The organism is Bacillus sp. G16, assembly GCF_021282335.1.
Classification (GTDB): Bacteria; Bacillota; Bacilli; order Bacillales; family Bacillaceae; genus Bacillus; species Bacillus inaquosorum.
Genome location: NZ_JAJSOZ010000004.1, coordinates 224,786 through 241,958, shown reverse-complemented (window position 1 = coordinate 241,958; position 17,173 = coordinate 224,786). Strand labels below are relative to the sequence as shown.

Here is a 17,173-nt window from a genome sequence, read left to right as displayed (position 1 = left end):
TTTTATTGATACAGATGTTCGTAGTGTGGGTGTTTTATAATGCCCGCACTTTTTGTTTGCCTGCAGAATGCAGTCAAAATGAGTTGTGAATCAATTCGAAGAAACTATGGAGGTGGCTCATTATTAGCAAAGATCAATTGGTTAATGAGGGTATCCGTGCACGTGAGGTCCGTTTAATCGGACAAAATGGCGACCAGCTGGGAATCAAGTCCCGTCAGGAAGCACTTGAAATCGCCGGCCGCGCAAATCTTGACCTTGTGTTAGTTGCAGCGAATGCAAAACCGCCTGTCTGCCGAATCATGGACTACGGTAAGTTCCGATTTGAGCAGCAGAAAAAGGAAAAAGAAGCACGCAAGAATCAAAAAATCATTAACTTAAAAGAAGTTCGGTTAAGTCCGACAATCGATGAGCATGACTTTAACACGAAATTGCGCAATGCGATTAAATTCCTTGAAAAAGGCGATAAAGTAAAAGCTTCTATCCGCTTTAAAGGACGCGCAATCACTCATAAAGAAATCGGTCAGCGTGTGTTAGACCGTTTTTCTGAAGCATGTGCTGAGGTTGCGACTGTCGAAACAAAACCAAAAATGGACGGCCGCAGCATGTTCTTAATGCTCGCGCCGAAAAACGAAAAGCAATAAGGAGGAAATCCCATGCCAAAAATGAAAACTCACCGCGGATCTGCTAAACGTTTTAAAAAGACAGGTTCTGGGAAGTTAAAACGTTCTCATGCGTACACAAGTCACTTATTCGCCAACAAATCTCAAAAGCAAAAGCGTAAGCTTCGCAAGAGTGCTGTTGTAAGCGCAGGAGACTTCAAACGTATCAAACAAATGCTTGCTAACATCAAGTAATCGGACAAGGAACAATTAGGAGGGAAATTTAATGCCAAGAGTAAAAGGCGGAACTGTTACACGTAAGCGTCGTAAAAAGGTTCTTAAATTAGCAAAAGGTTATTTCGGTTCAAAACATACATTATACAAAGTAGCTAACCAGCAGGTCATGAAATCTGGAAACTATGCTTTCCGTGACCGTCGTCAGAAAAAACGTGATTTCCGTAAGCTTTGGATCACTCGTATCAACGCAGCTGCTCGCATGAACGGTCTTTCTTACAGCCGTTTAATGCACGGTCTTAAGCTGTCTGGTATCGAAGTAAACCGTAAAATGCTTGCTGATCTTGCTGTAAACGATCTTACTGCATTCAATCAGCTTGCTGATGCTGCTAAAGCTCAATTAAACAAGTAATCATATAAGGCCGCTCTCCAGCAGAGCGGCTTTTTTATATAAAGGATGAGGCAACATGGTTATCGCTGTCTATTTGGTGCTGATGAACCTGTGCGGTTTTTGTGTGATGGGTGTTGACAAGCGAAAAGCGCAGCAGCATAAATGGAGAATTTCTGAAGACCGGCTGTGGCTGATTGCGATCGTTTTTGGAGCGCTCGGTGTATGGCTCGGCATGCAAACCTTCAGACATAAAACGAAACACGCGTCTTTTAAGTACGGAGTACCGCTTCTTCTGGTGATTGAAGCGATCTTGATCGGCATTTATTACAGCCCGCTTGATTTATAAAAAGCAGAAAAGCGTTTTAGCGCTCTTCTGCTTTTTTTGCGAGTTTAATGGGCTGGTCCCAGTCAATCTTACAATTTGGATATCGTTCCAGCACTTTTTCTTCAATGTTTTCAAAATCTTTTACAGAGAAATGCTTCAGCTTCTCAGGAGATTCTGTCCAGACAAAGATCGTGTGGATAAATAGCGGATGATCCTTGGAAGGAATATGCTTTTCTCCTTCAAAAAGCACGCCTTTATACGTCAGCTGAAAGTTTTTTCGGGTATTGTTCTGTTCATCGATAATATAAAAATGTTCTTTTGATTGGGCCAGCTTGAGCCTTCTTTTTGGATTCGCGACATATTTGACCGCGGCATAAATACAATAAGCAAAAAGTGCAAGCAATATAATCCTTAGAACCATGACAAACATTGTGTGAAGGCACCCCCCTTATTGTGATGATCTGATGTAATACGAAGAGCATAGAAAAAGGTTTCACTTTTTCTAAAGAAAGTTCTAAAAACATATACCCGATTTTCAAGTGAAATAGTCGTATGGTTAGCGCCAGGTTTTGTATAATAAGAATGCAGGACTGATGAAGGAGGTTTTTAGAACATGGCAAAATTAGATGAAACATTGACCATGCTGAAAGATTTAACAGATGCAAAAGGCATACCGGGCAATGAGAGAGAAGTAAGGCAAGTGATGAAATCATACATAGAACCATTTGCTGATGAGGTCACAACAGATCGGTTGGGCAGTTTAATTGCCAAAAAAACAGGTGCGGAAAACGGCCCGAAAATTATGATTGCTGGACATTTGGACGAAGTCGGCTTTATGGTGACACAAATCACTGATAAAGGCTTTATCCGTTTCCAAACCGTTGGCGGCTGGTGGGCTCAGGTCATGCTGGCCCAGCGTGTTACCATCGTAACGAAAAAAGGGGACATCACAGGGGTTATCGGCTCTAAGCCGCCGCATATTTTATCTCCTGAAGCGAGAAAAAAATCAGTAGAAATAAAAGAGATGTTTATTGATATTGGAGCGCCAAGTCGAGAAGAAGCCTTAGAATGGGGCGTGCTCCCGGGAGATATGATTGTTCCTCATTTTGAATTTACGGTCATGAATAATGAAAAATTCTTATTGGCGAAGGCATGGGACAACCGCATCGGCTGTGCGATTGCCATTGATGTGTTAAGAAATTTACAAAACACAGATCATCCAAACATTGTGTATGGCGTTGGAACCGTGCAGGAGGAGGTCGGCCTCAGAGGAGCGAAAACGGCTGCGCATACCATTCAGCCTGATATTGCGTTTGGTGTTGATGTAGGGATAGCAGGAGACACGCCTGGCATTTCTGAGAAAGAAGCGCAAAGCAAAATGGGCAAAGGCCCGCAAATTATCATTTACGATGCATCCATGGTCTCTCATAAAGGCTTGCGTGATATAGTCGTCGCTACTGCAGAGAAAGCGGGCATTCCGTACCAATTTGATGCCATTGCCGGCGGCGGCACTGACTCGGGGGCCATCCATTTGACAGCAAATGGCGTTCCTGCACTGTCCATTACCATTGCTACCCGCTACATTCATACGCACGCGGCCATGCTGCACCGTGACGATTATGAAAACGCGGTAAAATTAATTACAGAAGTCATTAAGAAGTTAGACCGAAAAACGGTTGATGAGATTACGTACCAATAAAGATACGGAGGAATCCGCCTATTAGGGCGGGTTCTATTTTTTTGTCTGTACAAATTACAACAGAGTGACTACAATAAAGAAGATACCGAAAATTTCCTGAACATGATGACATACGATACGCAGCTCATTTGTAAGGAAGGGAGGATAAAACAATCTTTATTTGTAAGCGCTTTCTAATTTAAAGGAGGTTAGACAAGTTGAAAATGAAAAAAACATGGAAACGCTTCTTTCACTTTTCGAGTGCCGCTCTGGCTGCAGGACTGATATTCACTTCCGCTGCTCCAGCAGAGGCCGCATTTTGGGGGGCATCCAATGAGCTGCTTCACGACCCGACTATGATCAAAGAGGGAAGTTCGTGGTACGCGCTTGGAACAGGGCTTACTGAAGAACGGGGACTGCGGGTTCTGAAGTCTTCGGACGCTAAAAACTGGACCGTACAAAAATCCATTTTCAGCACACCGCTATCGTGGTGGTCTAATTATGTGCCGAATTACGGCCAAAACCAGTGGGCGCCGGATATCCAATACTATAACGGTAAGTACTGGCTGTATTATTCAGTCTCTTCTTTTGGAAGCAATACATCTGCCATCGGACTGGCATCTTCAACAAGCATCAGTTCGGGAAGCTGGAAGGACGAAGGCTTGGTAATCCGTTCGACAAGCTCCAATAATTATAACGCCATCGATCCGGAGCTGACATTTGACAAGGATGGCAACCCGTGGCTTGCATTCGGCTCGTTTTGGAGCGGGGTTAAGCTGACCAAGCTAGATAAGAGTACGATGAAGCCGACAGGCTCGCTCTATTCGATTGCAGCCAGACCGAATAATGGCGGGGCACTGGAAGCTCCTACTCTCACGTATCAAAATGGCTATTACTATTTAATGGTCTCATTTGATAAATGCTGTGACGGAGTAAACAGTACGTACAAAATTGCTTACGGAAGATCTAAAAGCATTACAGGCCCTTATCTTGATAAAAGCGGAAAAAGCATGCTGGATGGCGGGGGCACCATTTTGGATTCCGGAAACGACCAATGGAAAGGTCCCGGAGGCCAGGATATTGTAAATGGAAACATTCTTGTTCGTCATGCCTATGACGCCAATGACAACGGCATTCCGAAGCTTCTTATCAATGATTTGAATTGGAGCTCGGGCTGGCCTTCCTATTGAATGAAAAAGCCGGGGCTGCGCCCGGCTTTTTTAAAAGAAAAGATTGACAGTATAATAGTCAATTACTATAATGAAATTGTTCGTACAAATTAATAGTTATTGATTTATTTTTCATCATTAGTACGTATCTTTTTCGTGTTTGAAAGCGTTTTATTTTATGGGAAAGGGGCAGTTTACATGCTTCAGACAAAGGATTATGAATTCTGGTTTGTAACAGGAAGCCAGCACCTATACGGGGAAGAGACGCTGGAACTGGTGGATCAGCATGCGAAAAGCATTTGTGAGGGGCTCAGCGGGGTTTCTTCCAGATATAAAATCACGCATAAGCCCGTCGTCACTTCACCGGAAACCATCAGACAGCTGTTAAGGGAAGCGGAGTTCAGTGAGACATGCGCCGGCATCATTACATGGATGCACACATTTTCTCCTGCGAAAATGTGGATAGAAGGCCTTTCCTCTTACCAAAAACCGCTTATGCATCTGCATACTCAATATAATCGCGATATCCCGTGGGGTACGATTGACATGGACTTTATGAACAGCAACCAATCCGCACATGGCGATCGTGAATACGGTTACATCAACTCGCGAATGGGTCTGAACCGGAAAGTCGTCGCCGGCTATTGGGATGATGAAGAAGTGAAGAAAGAGATTTCCCAGTGGATGGATACGGCGGCTGCATTAAATGAAAGCAGGCATATTAAGGTTGCCAGATTCGGAGATAACATGCGTCACGTCGCGGTAACGGACGGAGACAAGGTGGGTGCGCATATTCAATTTGGCTGGCAGGTTGACGGATATGGCATCGGAGACCTTGTTGAAGTGATGAACCGCATTACGGACGACGAGGTTGACACGCTCTATGCGGAGTATGACAGGCTTTATGTGATCAGTGAGGAAACAAAACGTGACGAAGCAAAAGTAGCGTCCATTAAGGAACAGGCGAAAATAGAGCTTGGCTTAACCGCTTTTCTTGAACAAGGCGGATACACAGCTTTTACAACATCGTTTGAAGTGCTGCACGGAATGAAACAGCTGCCGGGACTTGCCGTTCAGCGCTTGATGGAGAAGGGCTACGGGTTCGCCGGAGAGGGAGATTGGAAGACAGCGGCTCTTGTGCGGATGATGAAAATCATGGCTGAAGGAAAAAGAACGTCCTTCATGGAAGATTATACGTATCATTTTGAACCGGAAAATGAAATGATTCTGGGCTCGCACATGCTTGAAGTGTGTCCGACGGTCGCTTTGGATCAGCCGAAAATCGAGGTTCATCCGCTATCTATTGGTGGCAAAGAGGATCCTGCGCGTTTTGTGTTTAACGGGATCAGCGGTACAGCCATTCAAGCTAGCCTTGTTGATATCGGTGGGCGTTTCCGCCTTGTTTTGAATGAGGTCAACGGCCAGGAAATTGAAAAAGACATGCCGAATCTGCCTGTGGCCCGTGTTCTCTGGAAGCCGGAGCCGTCATTGAAAACAGCGGCGGAGGCATGGATTTTAGCCGGCGGCGCACACCATACCTGCTTGTCTTATGAACTGACAGCGGAGCAAATGCTCGATTGGGCGGAAATGGCGGGGATCGAAAGTGTTCTCATTTCCCGTGATACGACAATTCACAAGCTGAAACACGAATTAAAATGGAACGAGGCGCTTTACCGGCTTCAAAAGTAGAGAGGGGGATGTCACTTGGCTTACACAATAGGGGTTGATTTTGGAACTTTATCAGGAAGAGCGGTGCTCGTTCATGTCCAAACAGGGGAGGAACTGGCGGCTGCTGTAAAAGAATACAGGCATGCTGTCATTGATACCGTCCTTCCAAAAACGGGTCAAAAGCTGCCGCGCGACTGGGCACTGCAGCATCCGGCTGATTACCTCGAAGTTTTGGAAACAACCATTCCGTCGTTACTCGAACAGACGGGGGTTGAACCGAAAGACATTGTCGGGATCGGAATTGATTTTACGGCATGTACGATCCTGCCTGTTGACAGTGCAGGACAGCCGTTATGCATGCTGCCGGAATATGAAGAGGAGCCGCACAGCTATGTGAAGCTCTGGAAGCATCATGCGGCCCAAAAACATGCTGATCGGCTCAATCAAATCGCGGAGGAAGAAGGAGAAGCTTTTTTACAGCGGTACGGAGGCAAAATTTCCTCTGAATGGATGATTCCGAAGGTCATGCAAATTGCCGAAGAAGCGCCTCACATTTATGAAGCGGCTGACCGGATCATCGAGGCAGCAGACTGGATCGTGTACCAGCTGTGCGGCTCGCTCAAGCGAAGCAACTGTACTGCAGGATATAAAGCGATTTGGAGTGAAAAAGCGGGTTATCCCTCAGATGATTTCTTTGACAAATTAAATCCTTTAATGAAAACGATTACAAAGGACAAATTGGCAGGTTCTATTCATTCAGTAGGGGAAAAAGCCGGCGGACTGACTGAAAAAATGGCGCAGCTGACAGGCCTTCTTCCTGGGACGGCAATTGCGGTTGCCAATGTTGATGCTCATGTTTCTGTGCCAGCGGTTGGCATCACAGAGCCAGGGAAAATGCTGATGATTATGGGAACCTCAACGTGCCACGTTCTTCTGGGAGAAGAGGTACATATCGTGCCGGGTATGTGCGGTGTCGTGGATAACGGGATTCTTCCCGGCTATGCGGGATATGAAGCCGGGCAGTCCTGTGTTGGCGATCATTTTGACTGGTTTGTGAAAACATGTGTCCCGCGAGCGTATCAAGAGGAAGCAGAGGAAAAAAACATTGGCATTCATGAACTGCTGAGCGAGAAGGCAAACCTTCAAGCGCCGGGTGAAAGCGGTCTGCTTGCTTTGGATTGGTGGAATGGAAACCGTTCAACTCTTGTTGATGCTGATTTAACAGGAATGCTGCTTGGCATGACGCTGCTGACGAAGCCTGAAGAGATTTATAGAGCGCTAGTTGAAGCGACAGCTTACGGAACCCGGATGATTATCGAAACGTTCAAAGAAAGCGGAGTTCCGATCGAGGAGCTGTACGCAGCCGGCGGAATAGCTGAGAAAAACCCGTTTGTCATGCAGATTTATGCGGATGTGACAAACATGGACATTAAAATCTCTGGTTCCCCGCAAGCCCCTGCCTTAGGATCTGCCATTTTCGGCGCGCTTGCCGCAGGTAAAGAAAACGGCGGATACGACGACATCAAAGAGGCAGCGGCGCACATGGGAAAACTGAAAGATATTTCTTATTCGCCAAACGCCGAAAACGCCGCGGTGTATGAAAAATTATACGCTGAATATAAAGAGCTGGTTCACTATTTCGGAAAAGAAAACCATGTCATGAAGCGTCTGAAAACAATTAAAAATCTTCAATTTTCAACTGCCGCCAAAAAGAATTCATAAAGGGTGATAGAGCATGCTTGAAACATTAAAAAAAGAAGTGCTGGCTGCCAACCTGAAGCTTCAAGAGCATCAGCTGGTAACCTTTACATGGGGAAATGTCAGCGGCATCGACCGTGAAAAAGAAAGAATTGTTATCAAACCTAGCGGAGTCGAATACAGCGACCTGACAGCTGATGACTTGGTTGTTTTGAATCTTGAAGGAGAGGTCGTCGAAGGATCGCTCAAGCCTTCTTCAGATACACCTACTCATGTTTATTTGTACAAAGTCTTTCCGAACATCGGGGGAATTGTCCATACCCATTCTCAATGGGCGACTAGCTGGGCGCAATCGGGCAGAGACATACCGCCGTTAGGCACGACACATGCTGATTATTTTGACAGTGCGATTCCGTGTACAAGAGAAATGTACGATGAAGAAATCATTCATGACTACGAACTGAATACAGGAAAAGTCATAGCGGAAACCTTTCAGCATCATAACTACGAACAGGTGCCGGGTGTGCTCGTGAATAATCATGGCCCGTTCTGCTGGGGCACGGATGCCTTAAATGCCATTCATAACGCAGTTGTATTAGAAACAGTTGCGGAAATGGCCTATCACTCCATTATGCTGAACAAGGATGTAAACCCAATCAATACAGTCCTTCATGAAAAGCATTTTTATCGAAAACACGGAGCAAATGCGTATTATGGCCAGTCATGATTCCGTGGTGTCACCGGCCGGCATTCTGATTGACTTGGACGGTACTGTATTCAGAGGAAATGAATTGATTGAAGGGGCAAGAGAAGCGATCCATACGCTTCGTGAAATGGGAAAGAAAATCGTTTTTCTGAGCAATCGCGGTAATATCTCCCGTGCCATGTGCAGAAAAAAGCTTCTCGGCGCGGGGATTGATGCGGACGTAAATGACATTGTTCTCTCGTCAAGCGTGACAGCAGCTTTTCTGAAAAACCATTATCGGTTTTCAAAGGTGTGGGTGCTCGGAGAACAAGGCTTGGTTGACGAACTGAGGCTGGCCGGCGTGCAGCACGCGAAAGAACCGAAGGAAGCGGATTGGCTTGTGATCTCCCTTCACGAAACGCTCACGTACGAAGATTTAAATCAAGCCTTTCAAGCGGCCGCAGGCGGAGCTCGTATTATTGCTACGAACAAAGACCGCTCTTTTCCGAACGAAGACGGCAATGCCATCGATGTGGCCGGAATGATTGGGGCGATAGAGGCTTCCGCTCAAGCCAAGACGGAGCTTGTTGTCGGAAAGCCGTCCTGGCTGATGGCGGAGGCTGCCTGTACAGCAATGGGGCTGTCCGCACATGAATGCATGATTATCGGGGACAGCATTGAATCAGACATTGCGATGGGGAAGCTTTATGGCATGAAAAGCGCCTTAGTGCTTACTGGTTCTGCGAAACCGGGTGAACAGCGTTTGTACTCACCGGATTACGTGCTGGAGTCCATTAAAGATGTAACCAAATTGGCTGAGGAGGGGATTCTGCTATGAATCATATCGCAGCTGACGTTCAGCGTGCTTTTGAACACGCTGGAGAAAAGACGTTTCCTATAGAAGTTGAAGAAATTGTTATCGATAAACAAGCAGCTGATCCGTTATTGGATTATGTCAAAAGAAAAAACGGTAAGCATATCGTTCTTGTCTGCGACTCGAATACACACCGCATTGCGGGAATTGATCTGGAAAACCGACTGAATCAAGAAGGATTTCAGGCCGAGTGCCTGATCATTCCGGAAAATGAAGCCGGAGATGTGACGGCTGATGAACGGTCGCTCATTCATGTCCTAGTCCATACGAAAAAAGCAACGGATGTCATGATCGCTGTCGGTTCGGGTACGATTCATGATATCGTGCGCTTTGCAGCGTTTCAGAGGGATTTGCCGTTTATTTCTTATCCAACTGCTCCATCTGTAGACGGATTTACATCAGCCGGGGCGCCTCTTATTTTATACGGTACGAAAACAACCATCCAAACGAAGGCTCCGTCTGCGCTGTTTGCTGATCTGGAACTATTAAAATCGGCACCCCAGTCAATGGTGGCGGCAGGATTTGGCGACATGCTCGGTAAAATAACGTCTTTAGCTGATTGGCAAATATCCCGCCATCTTGCCGGCGAGCCTTATTCGCCAGCAGGGGCTAAGCTCGTTCAGGAGGCGCTTGATGCCTGTATCGAACACACAGAAGACATTGCAATGAAAACGGAAACAGGCATACGGGTTTTGATGGAATCTTTAATTGTATCGGGGCTTGTCATGCTGGCCTTAGATCATTCCCGCCCGGCATCAGGCGGAGAGCATCATATTTCACATTGGATTGAGATGGAATTAATGGAGAAAAACCGGCCTCAGATTCTTCATGGGGCAAAGGTGGGATGTGCCGCTGTTTTATTAACAGACACATACAGAAAGCTCGCTCTGGATGACGGGCTGAACGAATTTTCTCCGCACCGGCGCCAAGCCATTCAATCGGCTTATGAAACGCTCCCGGAAGGAGAAGTGCTGGCCGATTGGCTGAGATCAGCCGGAGGCCCTGCGTCTTTTGACGAAATCGGTGTCGGGCAGGATTCCGTCAAGAATGCCTTTAGACACGCCCACACCTTAAGAGACCGCTGCACCGGTTTAAGAATTATCAATGAAAACAAAACGCTGATCAATCATGGTCTATATGAATAGCCCGCACCTCGAATGGAAGGGGTAACGCAGATGAAAAAAATGACTGCCTGTTTTCTTGTGCTGATGATGCTGCTGACATTATTCATTGCTGGGTGTTCAGCAGAACGATCATCCGGAAAATCGGGTGAAACTGAGCTGACCTTTTGGACATTTAACGGACTTCATGAGCAGTTTTATGTAGAAATGGTGAAGGAATGGAACAAAAAATATCCTGACCGCAAAATTAAACTGAATACGGTCGTTTATCCATATGGGCAAATGCACGATAACTTATCTATCTCCTTAATCGCGGGAGAAGGCGTCCCTGATATTGCCGATGTCGAATTGGCCCGTTTTTCAAACTTTTTGAAGGGCTCTGACATACCGCTTGCCGATCTGTCTCCGCTGATTGAAAAGGACCGCGATAAATTCGTAGAGGCGCGGCTTACCCTGTACAGCAAAAACGGCAAGCTTTACGGGCTGGATACTCATGTAGGGACGACAGTCATGTTTTATAACATGGATGTTATGAAAAAAGCCGGCGTCAATCCTGATGATATTAAAACGTGGGATGATTACCATAAAGCCGGGCAGAAAGTGCGCAAAGTGACCGGGAAGCCGATGGGAACGGTGGAAACAAATGATTCCGGAACGTTCTTATCCATGATTTCACAGCAAAACTCAGGCTATTTTGATAAAAACGGCAAGCTGATCCTCAATAACGACACCAACGTCAAAACACTTCAATATTTAAAAGACATGATCAATGATAAAACGATGATTCCTGCGCCGGGCGGGGGGCATCACAGTGAAGAATACTACGGCTTTATGAACCAAGGCGGAGCCGCTTCAGTCCTGATGCCGATTTGGTATATGGGAAGATTCATAGATTATATGCCTGATCTGAAAGGGAAGATTGCTATCCGGCCACTCCCGGCATGGAAAGAGGGAGGCGACCGTTCGGCAGGTTTGGGCGGTACGGCAACTGTTGTGCCGAAGCAAGCTAAGCATGTTGAATTAGCAAAAGAGTTTTTGGCCTTTGCGAAGGGCTCTAAAGAAGGAAACAAAAAGCTCTGGAGCGTACTCGGGTTTGATCCGCTTCGCTGGGATGTCTGGAGCTCCAAGGAATTAAAAGAGAAAAACAAATACACGGATTACTTCCAAAACGGAACAGGCATTTTTTCTGTGCTGCTCAATATTAAGAATGAAATCAATCCGATTTATTTACATGAGGATTTTGCCAAGGCTTCAGACCTTGTCAACAGAAGCGTATTGTTCGACGCACTTAAATCTCAGCAAAAAACGCCTAAACAAGCCTTGGACAGAGCGGCAGGTGAACTGAAACAGAAATAGAATCCCATTCAAAAAATGAAAGCGGGGAGGTTCTCATGAAACCTGTGAAAACGGGAACGGTTCATCCCGTTCCTTCAGCTGCGAAACAATCAGGCTGGCGAGATCTATTTTATTCGAAAAAAGCGGCGCCCTATCTGTTTACAGCGCCATTCGTTCTATCCTTTCTCGTATTTTTTCTATACCCCATCATTAGCGTCTTCATCATGAGCTTTCAAAGAATATTGCCGGGAGAGGTGACGTTTGTCGGATTGTCCAATTATACTGCATTAAACAATCCGACGTTCTATACCGCCCTTTGGAATACGCTGAAATACACCTTTTGGACGCTGATTGTGCTGATTCCTGTCCCATTGCTTCTGGCCATATTCCTGAATTCAAAGCTGGTCAAATTCAGAAATATATTCAAATCAGCGCTATTCATTCCGGCATTGACCTCTACCATAGTGGCGGGGATCATTTTTCGGCTGATCTTCGGAGAAATGGAAACGTCGCTGGCCAATTCCATCTTACTCAAACTCGGCTTTTTACCTCAGAACTGGATGAACAATGAACATACCGGCATGTTTCTGATGGTGCTGCTTGCTTCGTGGAGATGGATGGGAATCAACATCCTATACTTTTTGGCCGGCCTGCAAAATGTGCCGAAAGAGCTATACGAAGCCGCTGATATAGACGGCGCGAATACGATGAAAAAATTTATGCACATTACGCTGCCGTTTCTCAAGCCTGTAACCGTATATGTGCTGACCATCAGCATCATCGGCGGATTCAGGATGTTTGAGGAAAGCTACGTCCTTTGGCAGAATAATTCCCCGGGTAATATCGGTCTGACGCTTGTTGGATATTTGTATCAGCAGGGGCTTGCTTACAATGAAATGGGATACGGAGCGGCCATCGGCATTGTGCTTTTGATTGTGATCCTTGTTGTCAGCCTGATTTCGTTAAAGCTGTCAGGTTCGTTTAAGGGGGAAGGATAAATGTTGCGGCACAGACCTCAGTTTAGCGTTTACAGAATCGCGCTGACCCTGTTTTTTATTATGCTGAGCCTATTGTATATTTTTCCGATTTTCTGTTTGCTTTTAGGATCATTAAAGCCGTCATCTGAGCTTTTGCGTGTGGGTCTGAATCTTGACATTGATCCTAAAGTGATGAGTCTTGATAATTATACATTTCTGTTTAACGGCGGCAGCATTTATTTCAAATGGTTTTTTAATAGTCTTGTGCTTGGGCTTTTCACGACCGTGCTCACTCTGTTTTTTTCTTCGATGATTGGGTACGGGCTTGCGGTTTATGATTTTAAGGGCAGAAATATCATCTTTGTTCTTGTGCTGATTATTATGATGGTTCCGCTTGAAGTGATGATGCTTCCATTGTTTAAGCTTACCGTCGGACTGCATTTTATTGATTCGTATACGGGTGTCATTTTGCCGTTCATCGTTTCACCTGTTGCTGTTTTCTTTTTCAGGCAATATGCGCTCGGTCTGCCAAGGGATCTGCTGGACTCTGCAAGGATGGACGGCTGTACGGAATTTGGAATCTTTTTCAGGATTATGGCGCCGCTGATGAAACCGGCTTTCGGTGCGATGATTATCCTCCAGTCCTTAAACAGCTGGAACAACTTCTTATGGCCGCTGATTGTGCTTCGATCGAAAGAAATGTTTACGCTTCCAATTGGGCTGTCCAGCTTGCTGAGCCCCTATGGCAACAACTATGACATGCTTATATCCGGCTCAGTATTTGCGATTTTGCCGGTCATTATCATTTTCTTGTTTTTCCAAAAGTACTTTATCTCCGGCCTGACGGTAGGGGGAGTCAAAGGTTAATGAAGGAGGAAACGTGTGATGAAAAAAGCGCGAATGACTGTAGACAAAGAATATAAAATCGGTGAAGTAGACAAACGGATTTACGGCTCGTTTATCGAACATATGGGGCGTGCGGTATATGAAGGCATATATGAGCCTGATCATCCTGAAGCGGATGAAGAGGGGTTTAGAAAGGATGTGCAGTCGCTGATCAAAGAATTGCAGGTTCCGATTATCCGCTATCCGGGCGGAAACTTTTTGTCCGGATACAACTGGGAGGACGGAGTCGGGCCTGTCGAAAACCGCCCGAGACGGCTTGACTTGGCATGGCAAACGACAGAAACCAATGAAGTGGGAACAAATGAATTTTTATCTTGGGCAAAAAAGGTTAACACTGAGGTCAATATGGCGGTCAACCTCGGCACAAGAGGCATAGATGCCGCCCGTAATCTCGTTGAATACTGCAACCACCCGAAAGGCTCTTACTGGAGTGATTTAAGAAGATCGCATGGCTATGAACAGCCGTACGGCATCAAGACATGGTGCCTTGGAAACGAGATGGACGGCCCATGGCAGATCGGCCACAAAACAGCTGATGAATACGGACGGCTTGCCGCAGAGACGGCAAAGGTCATGAAGTGGGTTGACCCATCAATTGAACTTGTTGCCTGCGGCAGCTCAAACAGCGGCATGCCGACCTTTATTGATTGGGAAGCGAAGGTGCTGGAGCATACGTACGAGCATGTCGACTATATATCTCTCCATACGTATTACGGAAACCGGGATAACAATCTGCCAAACTACTTGGCTCGTTCCATGGATCTGGATCATTTTATTAAATCTGTCGCTGCAACCTGTGACTATGTAAAAGCAAAAACACGCAGCAAGAAAACAATCAATCTCTCTCTGGATGAATGGAACGTCTGGTATCACTCAAATGAGGCTGATAAAAAAGTCGAGCCGTGGATTACTGCGCGTCCGATTTTAGAGGATATTTATAATTTTGAAGATGCCTTATTGGTCGGCTCTCTGCTCATTACAATGCTGCAGCACGCAGACCGTGTGAAAATCGCGTGTCTTGCACAGCTTGTAAATGTCATCGCGCCGATCATGACGGAAAAAGGCGGGGAAGCATGGAGACAGCCGATTTTCTATCCGTACATGCATGCTTCTGTTTACGGAAGGGGCGAGTCACTGAAACCGCTTATTTCTTCTCCGAAGTACGACTGCTCAGATTTTACTGATGTGCCATATGTTGATGCCGCTGTTGTGTACGCCGAAGAGGAAGAAACACTCACCATTTTTGCGGTAAATAAAGCTGAGGATCAGATGGAGACGGAGATTTCGCTCAGAGGTTTTGAATCCTATCAAATCGCAGAGCACATCGTACTCGAGCATCAGGATATCAAAGCGACAAACCAGCATAACAGAAAAAATGTCGTCCCGCATTCCAACGGAACATCGTCTGTCAGCGAAAACGGCTTAACCGCCCATTTCACGCCGCTTTCCTGGAATGTGATCCGCCTGAAAAAACAGTCATAAGAGAAACAAAACCGGAGAGCTCTCTCCGGTTTTTCTTTTTTTCTCAGTAGATATGGTTCAGTACCTTGTAATGTTCAGTAGTAGATGTTACCATATGGGTAAGTGGTGGAAAATGTAAACAAAAATTGACGAGCCGCAGGGAGGATTTTATGATGAATGCTCAATTTAAAAAGGGAGCATTAGAGCTATGTGTGCTTGTATTAATATCCGAAAAAGACCAATACGGATATGAGCTATCTCAAAACATTTCCAGGTACATGGCGATTGCTGAAGGCACCTTATATCCTCTTCTCAGAAGACTGACGAAAGAAGAGTATTTAGAAACATATATGGCGCCGTCTTCCGAAGGGCCTGCCAGAAAATATTACACGATGTCAAAGCTTGGTTTCATGCGAATGAAACTGCTGCTGGCAGAATGGGATCAGTTCACAGCATCTGTCAATCAAATCATTGATACGGCAAGGGGAGGAGAACGATGAATCAAGAACTGTTTTTGCAGGAGTTGAGTAAAGCGTTAAAGCCGCTTTCAGAAAAAGAGCGGAATGAGGTCTTATTTGATTTTGAAGAACATATTACCGAAGGGATCAAAGAAGGCAGGCCAGAAGCGGACATCATCAGGGAACTCGGCTCCCCAAAACAAATTGCAAAGGAATTGATGCAAGATGTCACGGAAACTGCTTCAGCAGAGCAGCGCCCTAAAAAGAACCTCTTTCATATGGTATGTTCAGCAGCAGCGATAAGCTTCTTAAATATGATTTTCGTGCTGGGACCGGCTATTGGCATTTTAGGAGTGTACGTGGGATTATGCGGGGCGGCGCTTGCACTTTCTGTGTCACCGATCATTTTTGTCGGCATGGTGATGTTTCAAATGAATACGCACATGATGCTGGAGTTCTTTTTATCACTCGTGTTTGGAAGTCTGGGGCTGCTCCTGTGTATAGGGCTGTGGCACTTAGGCAAGCTGCTGTATGGCATGAGTTTACGATATATCAGATATAATCTAAAGCTGGTGACGGGGGCGCAGACATGAAAAAGATCATAATAGGATTGATCGCAGTATTTGCAGTCGGGGTAATCGGAGCTATTATCTCTGCAGCTGCCTCGGATTTTACAATAGATGAGGTGAAAGCTGCCGAAACATATGATGCTTCAGATATTAAAAAAATTAAGGTAACAACGACCTCCATGAATACAGAGGTCAAAAGCGGGCAAACGGATGATATTCAGGTAGCTGCTGAAGGAAAAGTCAGCGATAAAAGCAAAAAGCTGTTCGATGTGAGCCAGGATGGAAAATCATTAAAAATCAATCAAAAAGAACGCGAGAATATCATCTCTTTTATACCGTGGGGCAGCGAAAAGGATATGAAAATCACAATCACTATTCCGGAAAAGAAGTATGATGAGATAACCGTAACGACAACCTCTGGCGATATTCTGATAGAAAATGCGCAAACGGATCAATCAGCTGCTGACTCTACATCAGGAAATATTGAGCTGAAGCATACACGCATCAAAAACGAGCTAACGTTAAAAACAACAAGCGGAGATATCCAAGCTGACCAAAATTCATTCGGCCAAGGTGAGGTAAAGACAACAAGCGGATCAATAAAAAGCAGCGACACCACAGCTAAAAAGGTGAACTATAAGACAACCTCCGGGGATATTGATCTTCTTCAGGATCATCAGAACGAAAAAATCGACATCGTCACTACGAGCGGAAGTGTGTCCGTAGAATATCAGAAAGAACCTGCATCCTTGGCAGTGGATTTTCAGGCTGACTCCGGTGATGCCTCGGTCAATCTCGATCAAATCCTGTATAAAGAAAAATCAGAGCACCGTATTGTAGGTTATGTAGGTGATAGCGGGATCTCTAACCATTTAAAAGTTCGTACAACATCTGGAGATATTGAACTAAACTAACTGTCTCAAGCCGGCCCATTCCAGCCGGCTTTTTTGTATAGGAAAAAATGACCGCTTTTCACTATGAAATTGTGATATATTTATGAAAAACAGCAAAGGGGATGGGAGAAA

At 45.5% G+C, this 17,173-nt stretch carries 19 protein-coding genes and 1 other annotated feature (1 of these 20 only partly in view); of the genes, 18 read left to right on the top strand and 1 reads right to left on the bottom strand.

Annotated elements, in window-relative coordinates:
- Positions 1 to 61: a sequence feature (ribosomal protein L20 leader region), on the top strand; it begins 70 nt to the left of the window's first position.
- Between the two features lie 58 nt (positions 62 to 119).
- Genes infC through LWH95_RS06785 form a run of 4 tightly spaced genes read left to right on the top strand, consistent with a single transcriptional unit; the run spans position 120 to position 1,570 of the window.
- A complete protein-coding gene (gene infC, locus LWH95_RS06800; protein WP_010886591.1) occupies positions 120 to 641 on the top strand; it encodes a translation initiation factor IF-3 in 522 nt (173 codons plus the stop codon).
- A 12-nt stretch (positions 642 to 653) separates the two neighbouring features.
- Complete coding sequence (gene rpmI, locus LWH95_RS06795) at positions 654 to 854, top strand: 50S ribosomal protein L35 (RefSeq protein ID WP_003222418.1); 201 nt, start codon at positions 654 to 656, stop codon at positions 852 to 854.
- A gap of 31 nt (positions 855 to 885) precedes the next feature.
- Positions 886 to 1,245 carry a 50S ribosomal protein L20 gene (rplT, locus tag LWH95_RS06790; protein WP_003222420.1) on the top strand — a complete coding sequence of 120 codons (360 nt, stop codon included), beginning with the start codon at positions 886 to 888 and terminating at the stop codon, positions 1,243 to 1,245.
- Between the two features lie 55 nt (positions 1,246 to 1,300).
- Entirely contained in the window at positions 1,301 to 1,570 is a 270-nt protein-coding gene (locus LWH95_RS06785; RefSeq protein ID WP_019259137.1) for a DUF1294 domain-containing protein, read from the top strand.
- Positions 1,571 to 1,586: 16 nt separating this feature from the next.
- Here the strand turns inward: LWH95_RS06785 and ysdB are convergent, their stop codons facing one another.
- On the bottom strand, positions 1,587 to 1,979 hold the full coding sequence (ysdB, locus tag LWH95_RS06780) for a sigma W pathway protein YsdB (RefSeq protein ID WP_003237728.1): 393 nt from the start codon (positions 1,977 to 1,979) through the stop codon (positions 1,587 to 1,589).
- A gap of 183 nt (positions 1,980 to 2,162) precedes the next feature.
- Between ysdB and LWH95_RS06775 the strand changes: the two genes are divergently transcribed.
- The 14 genes from LWH95_RS06775 to LWH95_RS06710 all read left to right on the top strand — a co-directional run bounded on the left by LWH95_RS06775 (position 2,163) and on the right by LWH95_RS06710 (position 17,062).
- Entirely contained in the window at positions 2,163 to 3,248 is a 1,086-nt protein-coding gene (locus LWH95_RS06775; RefSeq protein WP_232919202.1) for a M42 family metallopeptidase, read from the top strand.
- A 197-nt stretch (positions 3,249 to 3,445) separates the two neighbouring features.
- Positions 3,446 to 4,417: an arabinan endo-1,5-alpha-L-arabinosidase AbnA gene (gene abnA, locus LWH95_RS06770; protein WP_133486500.1), complete on the top strand. Its 972-nt coding sequence runs from the start codon at positions 3,446 to 3,448 to the stop codon at positions 4,415 to 4,417.
- 177 nt (positions 4,418 to 4,594) lie between these two features.
- Positions 4,595 to 6,085, top strand: a complete 1,491-nt coding sequence (gene araA / locus LWH95_RS06765; RefSeq protein WP_232919201.1) for an L-arabinose isomerase — start codon at positions 4,595 to 4,597, stop codon at positions 6,083 to 6,085.
- Positions 6,086 to 6,100: 15 nt separating this feature from the next.
- Entirely contained in the window at positions 6,101 to 7,786 is a 1,686-nt protein-coding gene (gene araB, locus LWH95_RS06760) for a ribulokinase (protein WP_232919200.1), read from the top strand.
- A 13-nt stretch (positions 7,787 to 7,799) separates the two neighbouring features.
- A complete protein-coding gene (araD, locus tag LWH95_RS06755; RefSeq protein ID WP_232919199.1) occupies positions 7,800 to 8,489 on the top strand; it encodes an L-ribulose-5-phosphate 4-epimerase in 690 nt (229 codons plus the stop codon).
- The gene (gene araL / locus LWH95_RS06750) at positions 8,467 to 9,285 is read left to right on the top strand and encodes a sugar-phosphatase AraL (RefSeq protein ID WP_232919236.1); all 819 of its coding nucleotides are present in this window, start codon (positions 8,467 to 8,469) and stop codon (positions 9,283 to 9,285) included. Before araD ends, araL begins: the two co-directional genes overlap by 23 nt.
- Positions 9,282 to 10,466 carry a sn-glycerol-1-phosphate dehydrogenase gene (egsA, locus tag LWH95_RS06745; RefSeq protein ID WP_232919198.1) on the top strand — a complete coding sequence of 395 codons (1,185 nt, stop codon included), beginning with the start codon at positions 9,282 to 9,284 and terminating at the stop codon, positions 10,464 to 10,466. The genes araL and egsA overlap by 4 nt, the downstream gene beginning before the upstream one ends.
- 30 nt (positions 10,467 to 10,496) lie before the next feature.
- Positions 10,497 to 11,798 carry an ABC transporter substrate-binding protein gene (locus LWH95_RS06740; RefSeq protein WP_232919197.1) on the top strand — a complete coding sequence of 434 codons (1,302 nt, stop codon included), beginning with the start codon at positions 10,497 to 10,499 and terminating at the stop codon, positions 11,796 to 11,798.
- Between the two features lie 35 nt (positions 11,799 to 11,833).
- Entirely contained in the window at positions 11,834 to 12,775 is a 942-nt protein-coding gene (locus tag LWH95_RS06735; protein WP_232919196.1) for a carbohydrate ABC transporter permease, read from the top strand.
- Positions 12,776 to 13,621 (top strand): arabinose ABC transporter permease AraQ, encoded by an 846-nt coding sequence (araQ, locus tag LWH95_RS06730; RefSeq protein ID WP_232919195.1) that lies wholly within the window; start codon positions 12,776 to 12,778, stop codon positions 13,619 to 13,621.
- A gap of 18 nt (positions 13,622 to 13,639) precedes the next feature.
- A complete protein-coding gene (gene abfA, locus LWH95_RS06725; RefSeq protein ID WP_232919194.1) occupies positions 13,640 to 15,142 on the top strand; it encodes an arabinosylfuranosidase ArfA in 1,503 nt (500 codons plus the stop codon).
- 152 nt (positions 15,143 to 15,294) lie between these two features.
- Entirely contained in the window at positions 15,295 to 15,621 is a 327-nt protein-coding gene (locus LWH95_RS06720) for a PadR family transcriptional regulator (RefSeq protein ID WP_019259126.1), read from the top strand.
- Complete coding sequence (locus LWH95_RS06715) at positions 15,618 to 16,172, top strand: HAAS signaling domain-containing protein (protein WP_019259125.1); 555 nt, start codon at positions 15,618 to 15,620, stop codon at positions 16,170 to 16,172. Before LWH95_RS06720 ends, LWH95_RS06715 begins: the two co-directional genes overlap by 4 nt.
- On the top strand, positions 16,169 to 17,062 hold the full coding sequence (locus LWH95_RS06710; protein WP_232919193.1) for a DUF4097 family beta strand repeat-containing protein: 894 nt from the start codon (positions 16,169 to 16,171) through the stop codon (positions 17,060 to 17,062). Before LWH95_RS06715 ends, LWH95_RS06710 begins: the two co-directional genes overlap by 4 nt.
- Positions 17,063 to 17,173: the final 111 nt, after the last annotated feature.

Excerpts from the sequence above, each read along its gene's own strand:
- rpmI (WP_003222418.1), top strand. The coding sequence starts at position 654 with ATGCCAAAAATGAAAACTCACCGCGGATCTGCTAAACGTTTTAAAAAG.
- rplT (WP_003222420.1), top strand. The coding sequence starts at position 886 with ATGCCAAGAGTAAAAGGCGGAACTGTTACACGTAAGCGTCGTAAAAAG.
- LWH95_RS06785 (WP_019259137.1), top strand. The coding sequence starts at position 1,301 with ATGGTTATCGCTGTCTATTTGGTGCTGATGAACCTGTGCGGTTTTTGT.
- ysdB (WP_003237728.1), bottom strand. The coding sequence starts at position 1,979 with ATGTTTGTCATGGTTCTAAGGATTATATTGCTTGCACTTTTTGCTTAT.
- LWH95_RS06775 (WP_232919202.1), top strand. The coding sequence starts at position 2,163 with ATGGCAAAATTAGATGAAACATTGACCATGCTGAAAGATTTAACAGAT.
- araA (WP_232919201.1), top strand. The coding sequence starts at position 4,595 with ATGCTTCAGACAAAGGATTATGAATTCTGGTTTGTAACAGGAAGCCAG.
- araD (WP_232919199.1), top strand. The coding sequence starts at position 7,800 with ATGCTTGAAACATTAAAAAAAGAAGTGCTGGCTGCCAACCTGAAGCTT.
- araL (WP_232919236.1), top strand. The coding sequence starts at position 8,467 with ATGCGTATTATGGCCAGTCATGATTCCGTGGTGTCACCGGCCGGCATT.
- egsA (WP_232919198.1), top strand. The coding sequence starts at position 9,282 with ATGAATCATATCGCAGCTGACGTTCAGCGTGCTTTTGAACACGCTGGA.
- LWH95_RS06740 (WP_232919197.1), top strand. The coding sequence starts at position 10,497 with ATGAAAAAAATGACTGCCTGTTTTCTTGTGCTGATGATGCTGCTGACA.
- LWH95_RS06735 (WP_232919196.1), top strand. The coding sequence starts at position 11,834 with ATGAAACCTGTGAAAACGGGAACGGTTCATCCCGTTCCTTCAGCTGCG.
- araQ (WP_232919195.1), top strand. The coding sequence starts at position 12,776 with ATGTTGCGGCACAGACCTCAGTTTAGCGTTTACAGAATCGCGCTGACC.
- abfA (WP_232919194.1), top strand. The coding sequence starts at position 13,640 with ATGAAAAAAGCGCGAATGACTGTAGACAAAGAATATAAAATCGGTGAA.
- LWH95_RS06720 (WP_019259126.1), top strand. The coding sequence starts at position 15,295 with ATGAATGCTCAATTTAAAAAGGGAGCATTAGAGCTATGTGTGCTTGTA.
- LWH95_RS06715 (WP_019259125.1), top strand. The coding sequence starts at position 15,618 with ATGAATCAAGAACTGTTTTTGCAGGAGTTGAGTAAAGCGTTAAAGCCG.
- LWH95_RS06710 (WP_232919193.1), top strand. The coding sequence starts at position 16,169 with ATGAAAAAGATCATAATAGGATTGATCGCAGTATTTGCAGTCGGGGTA.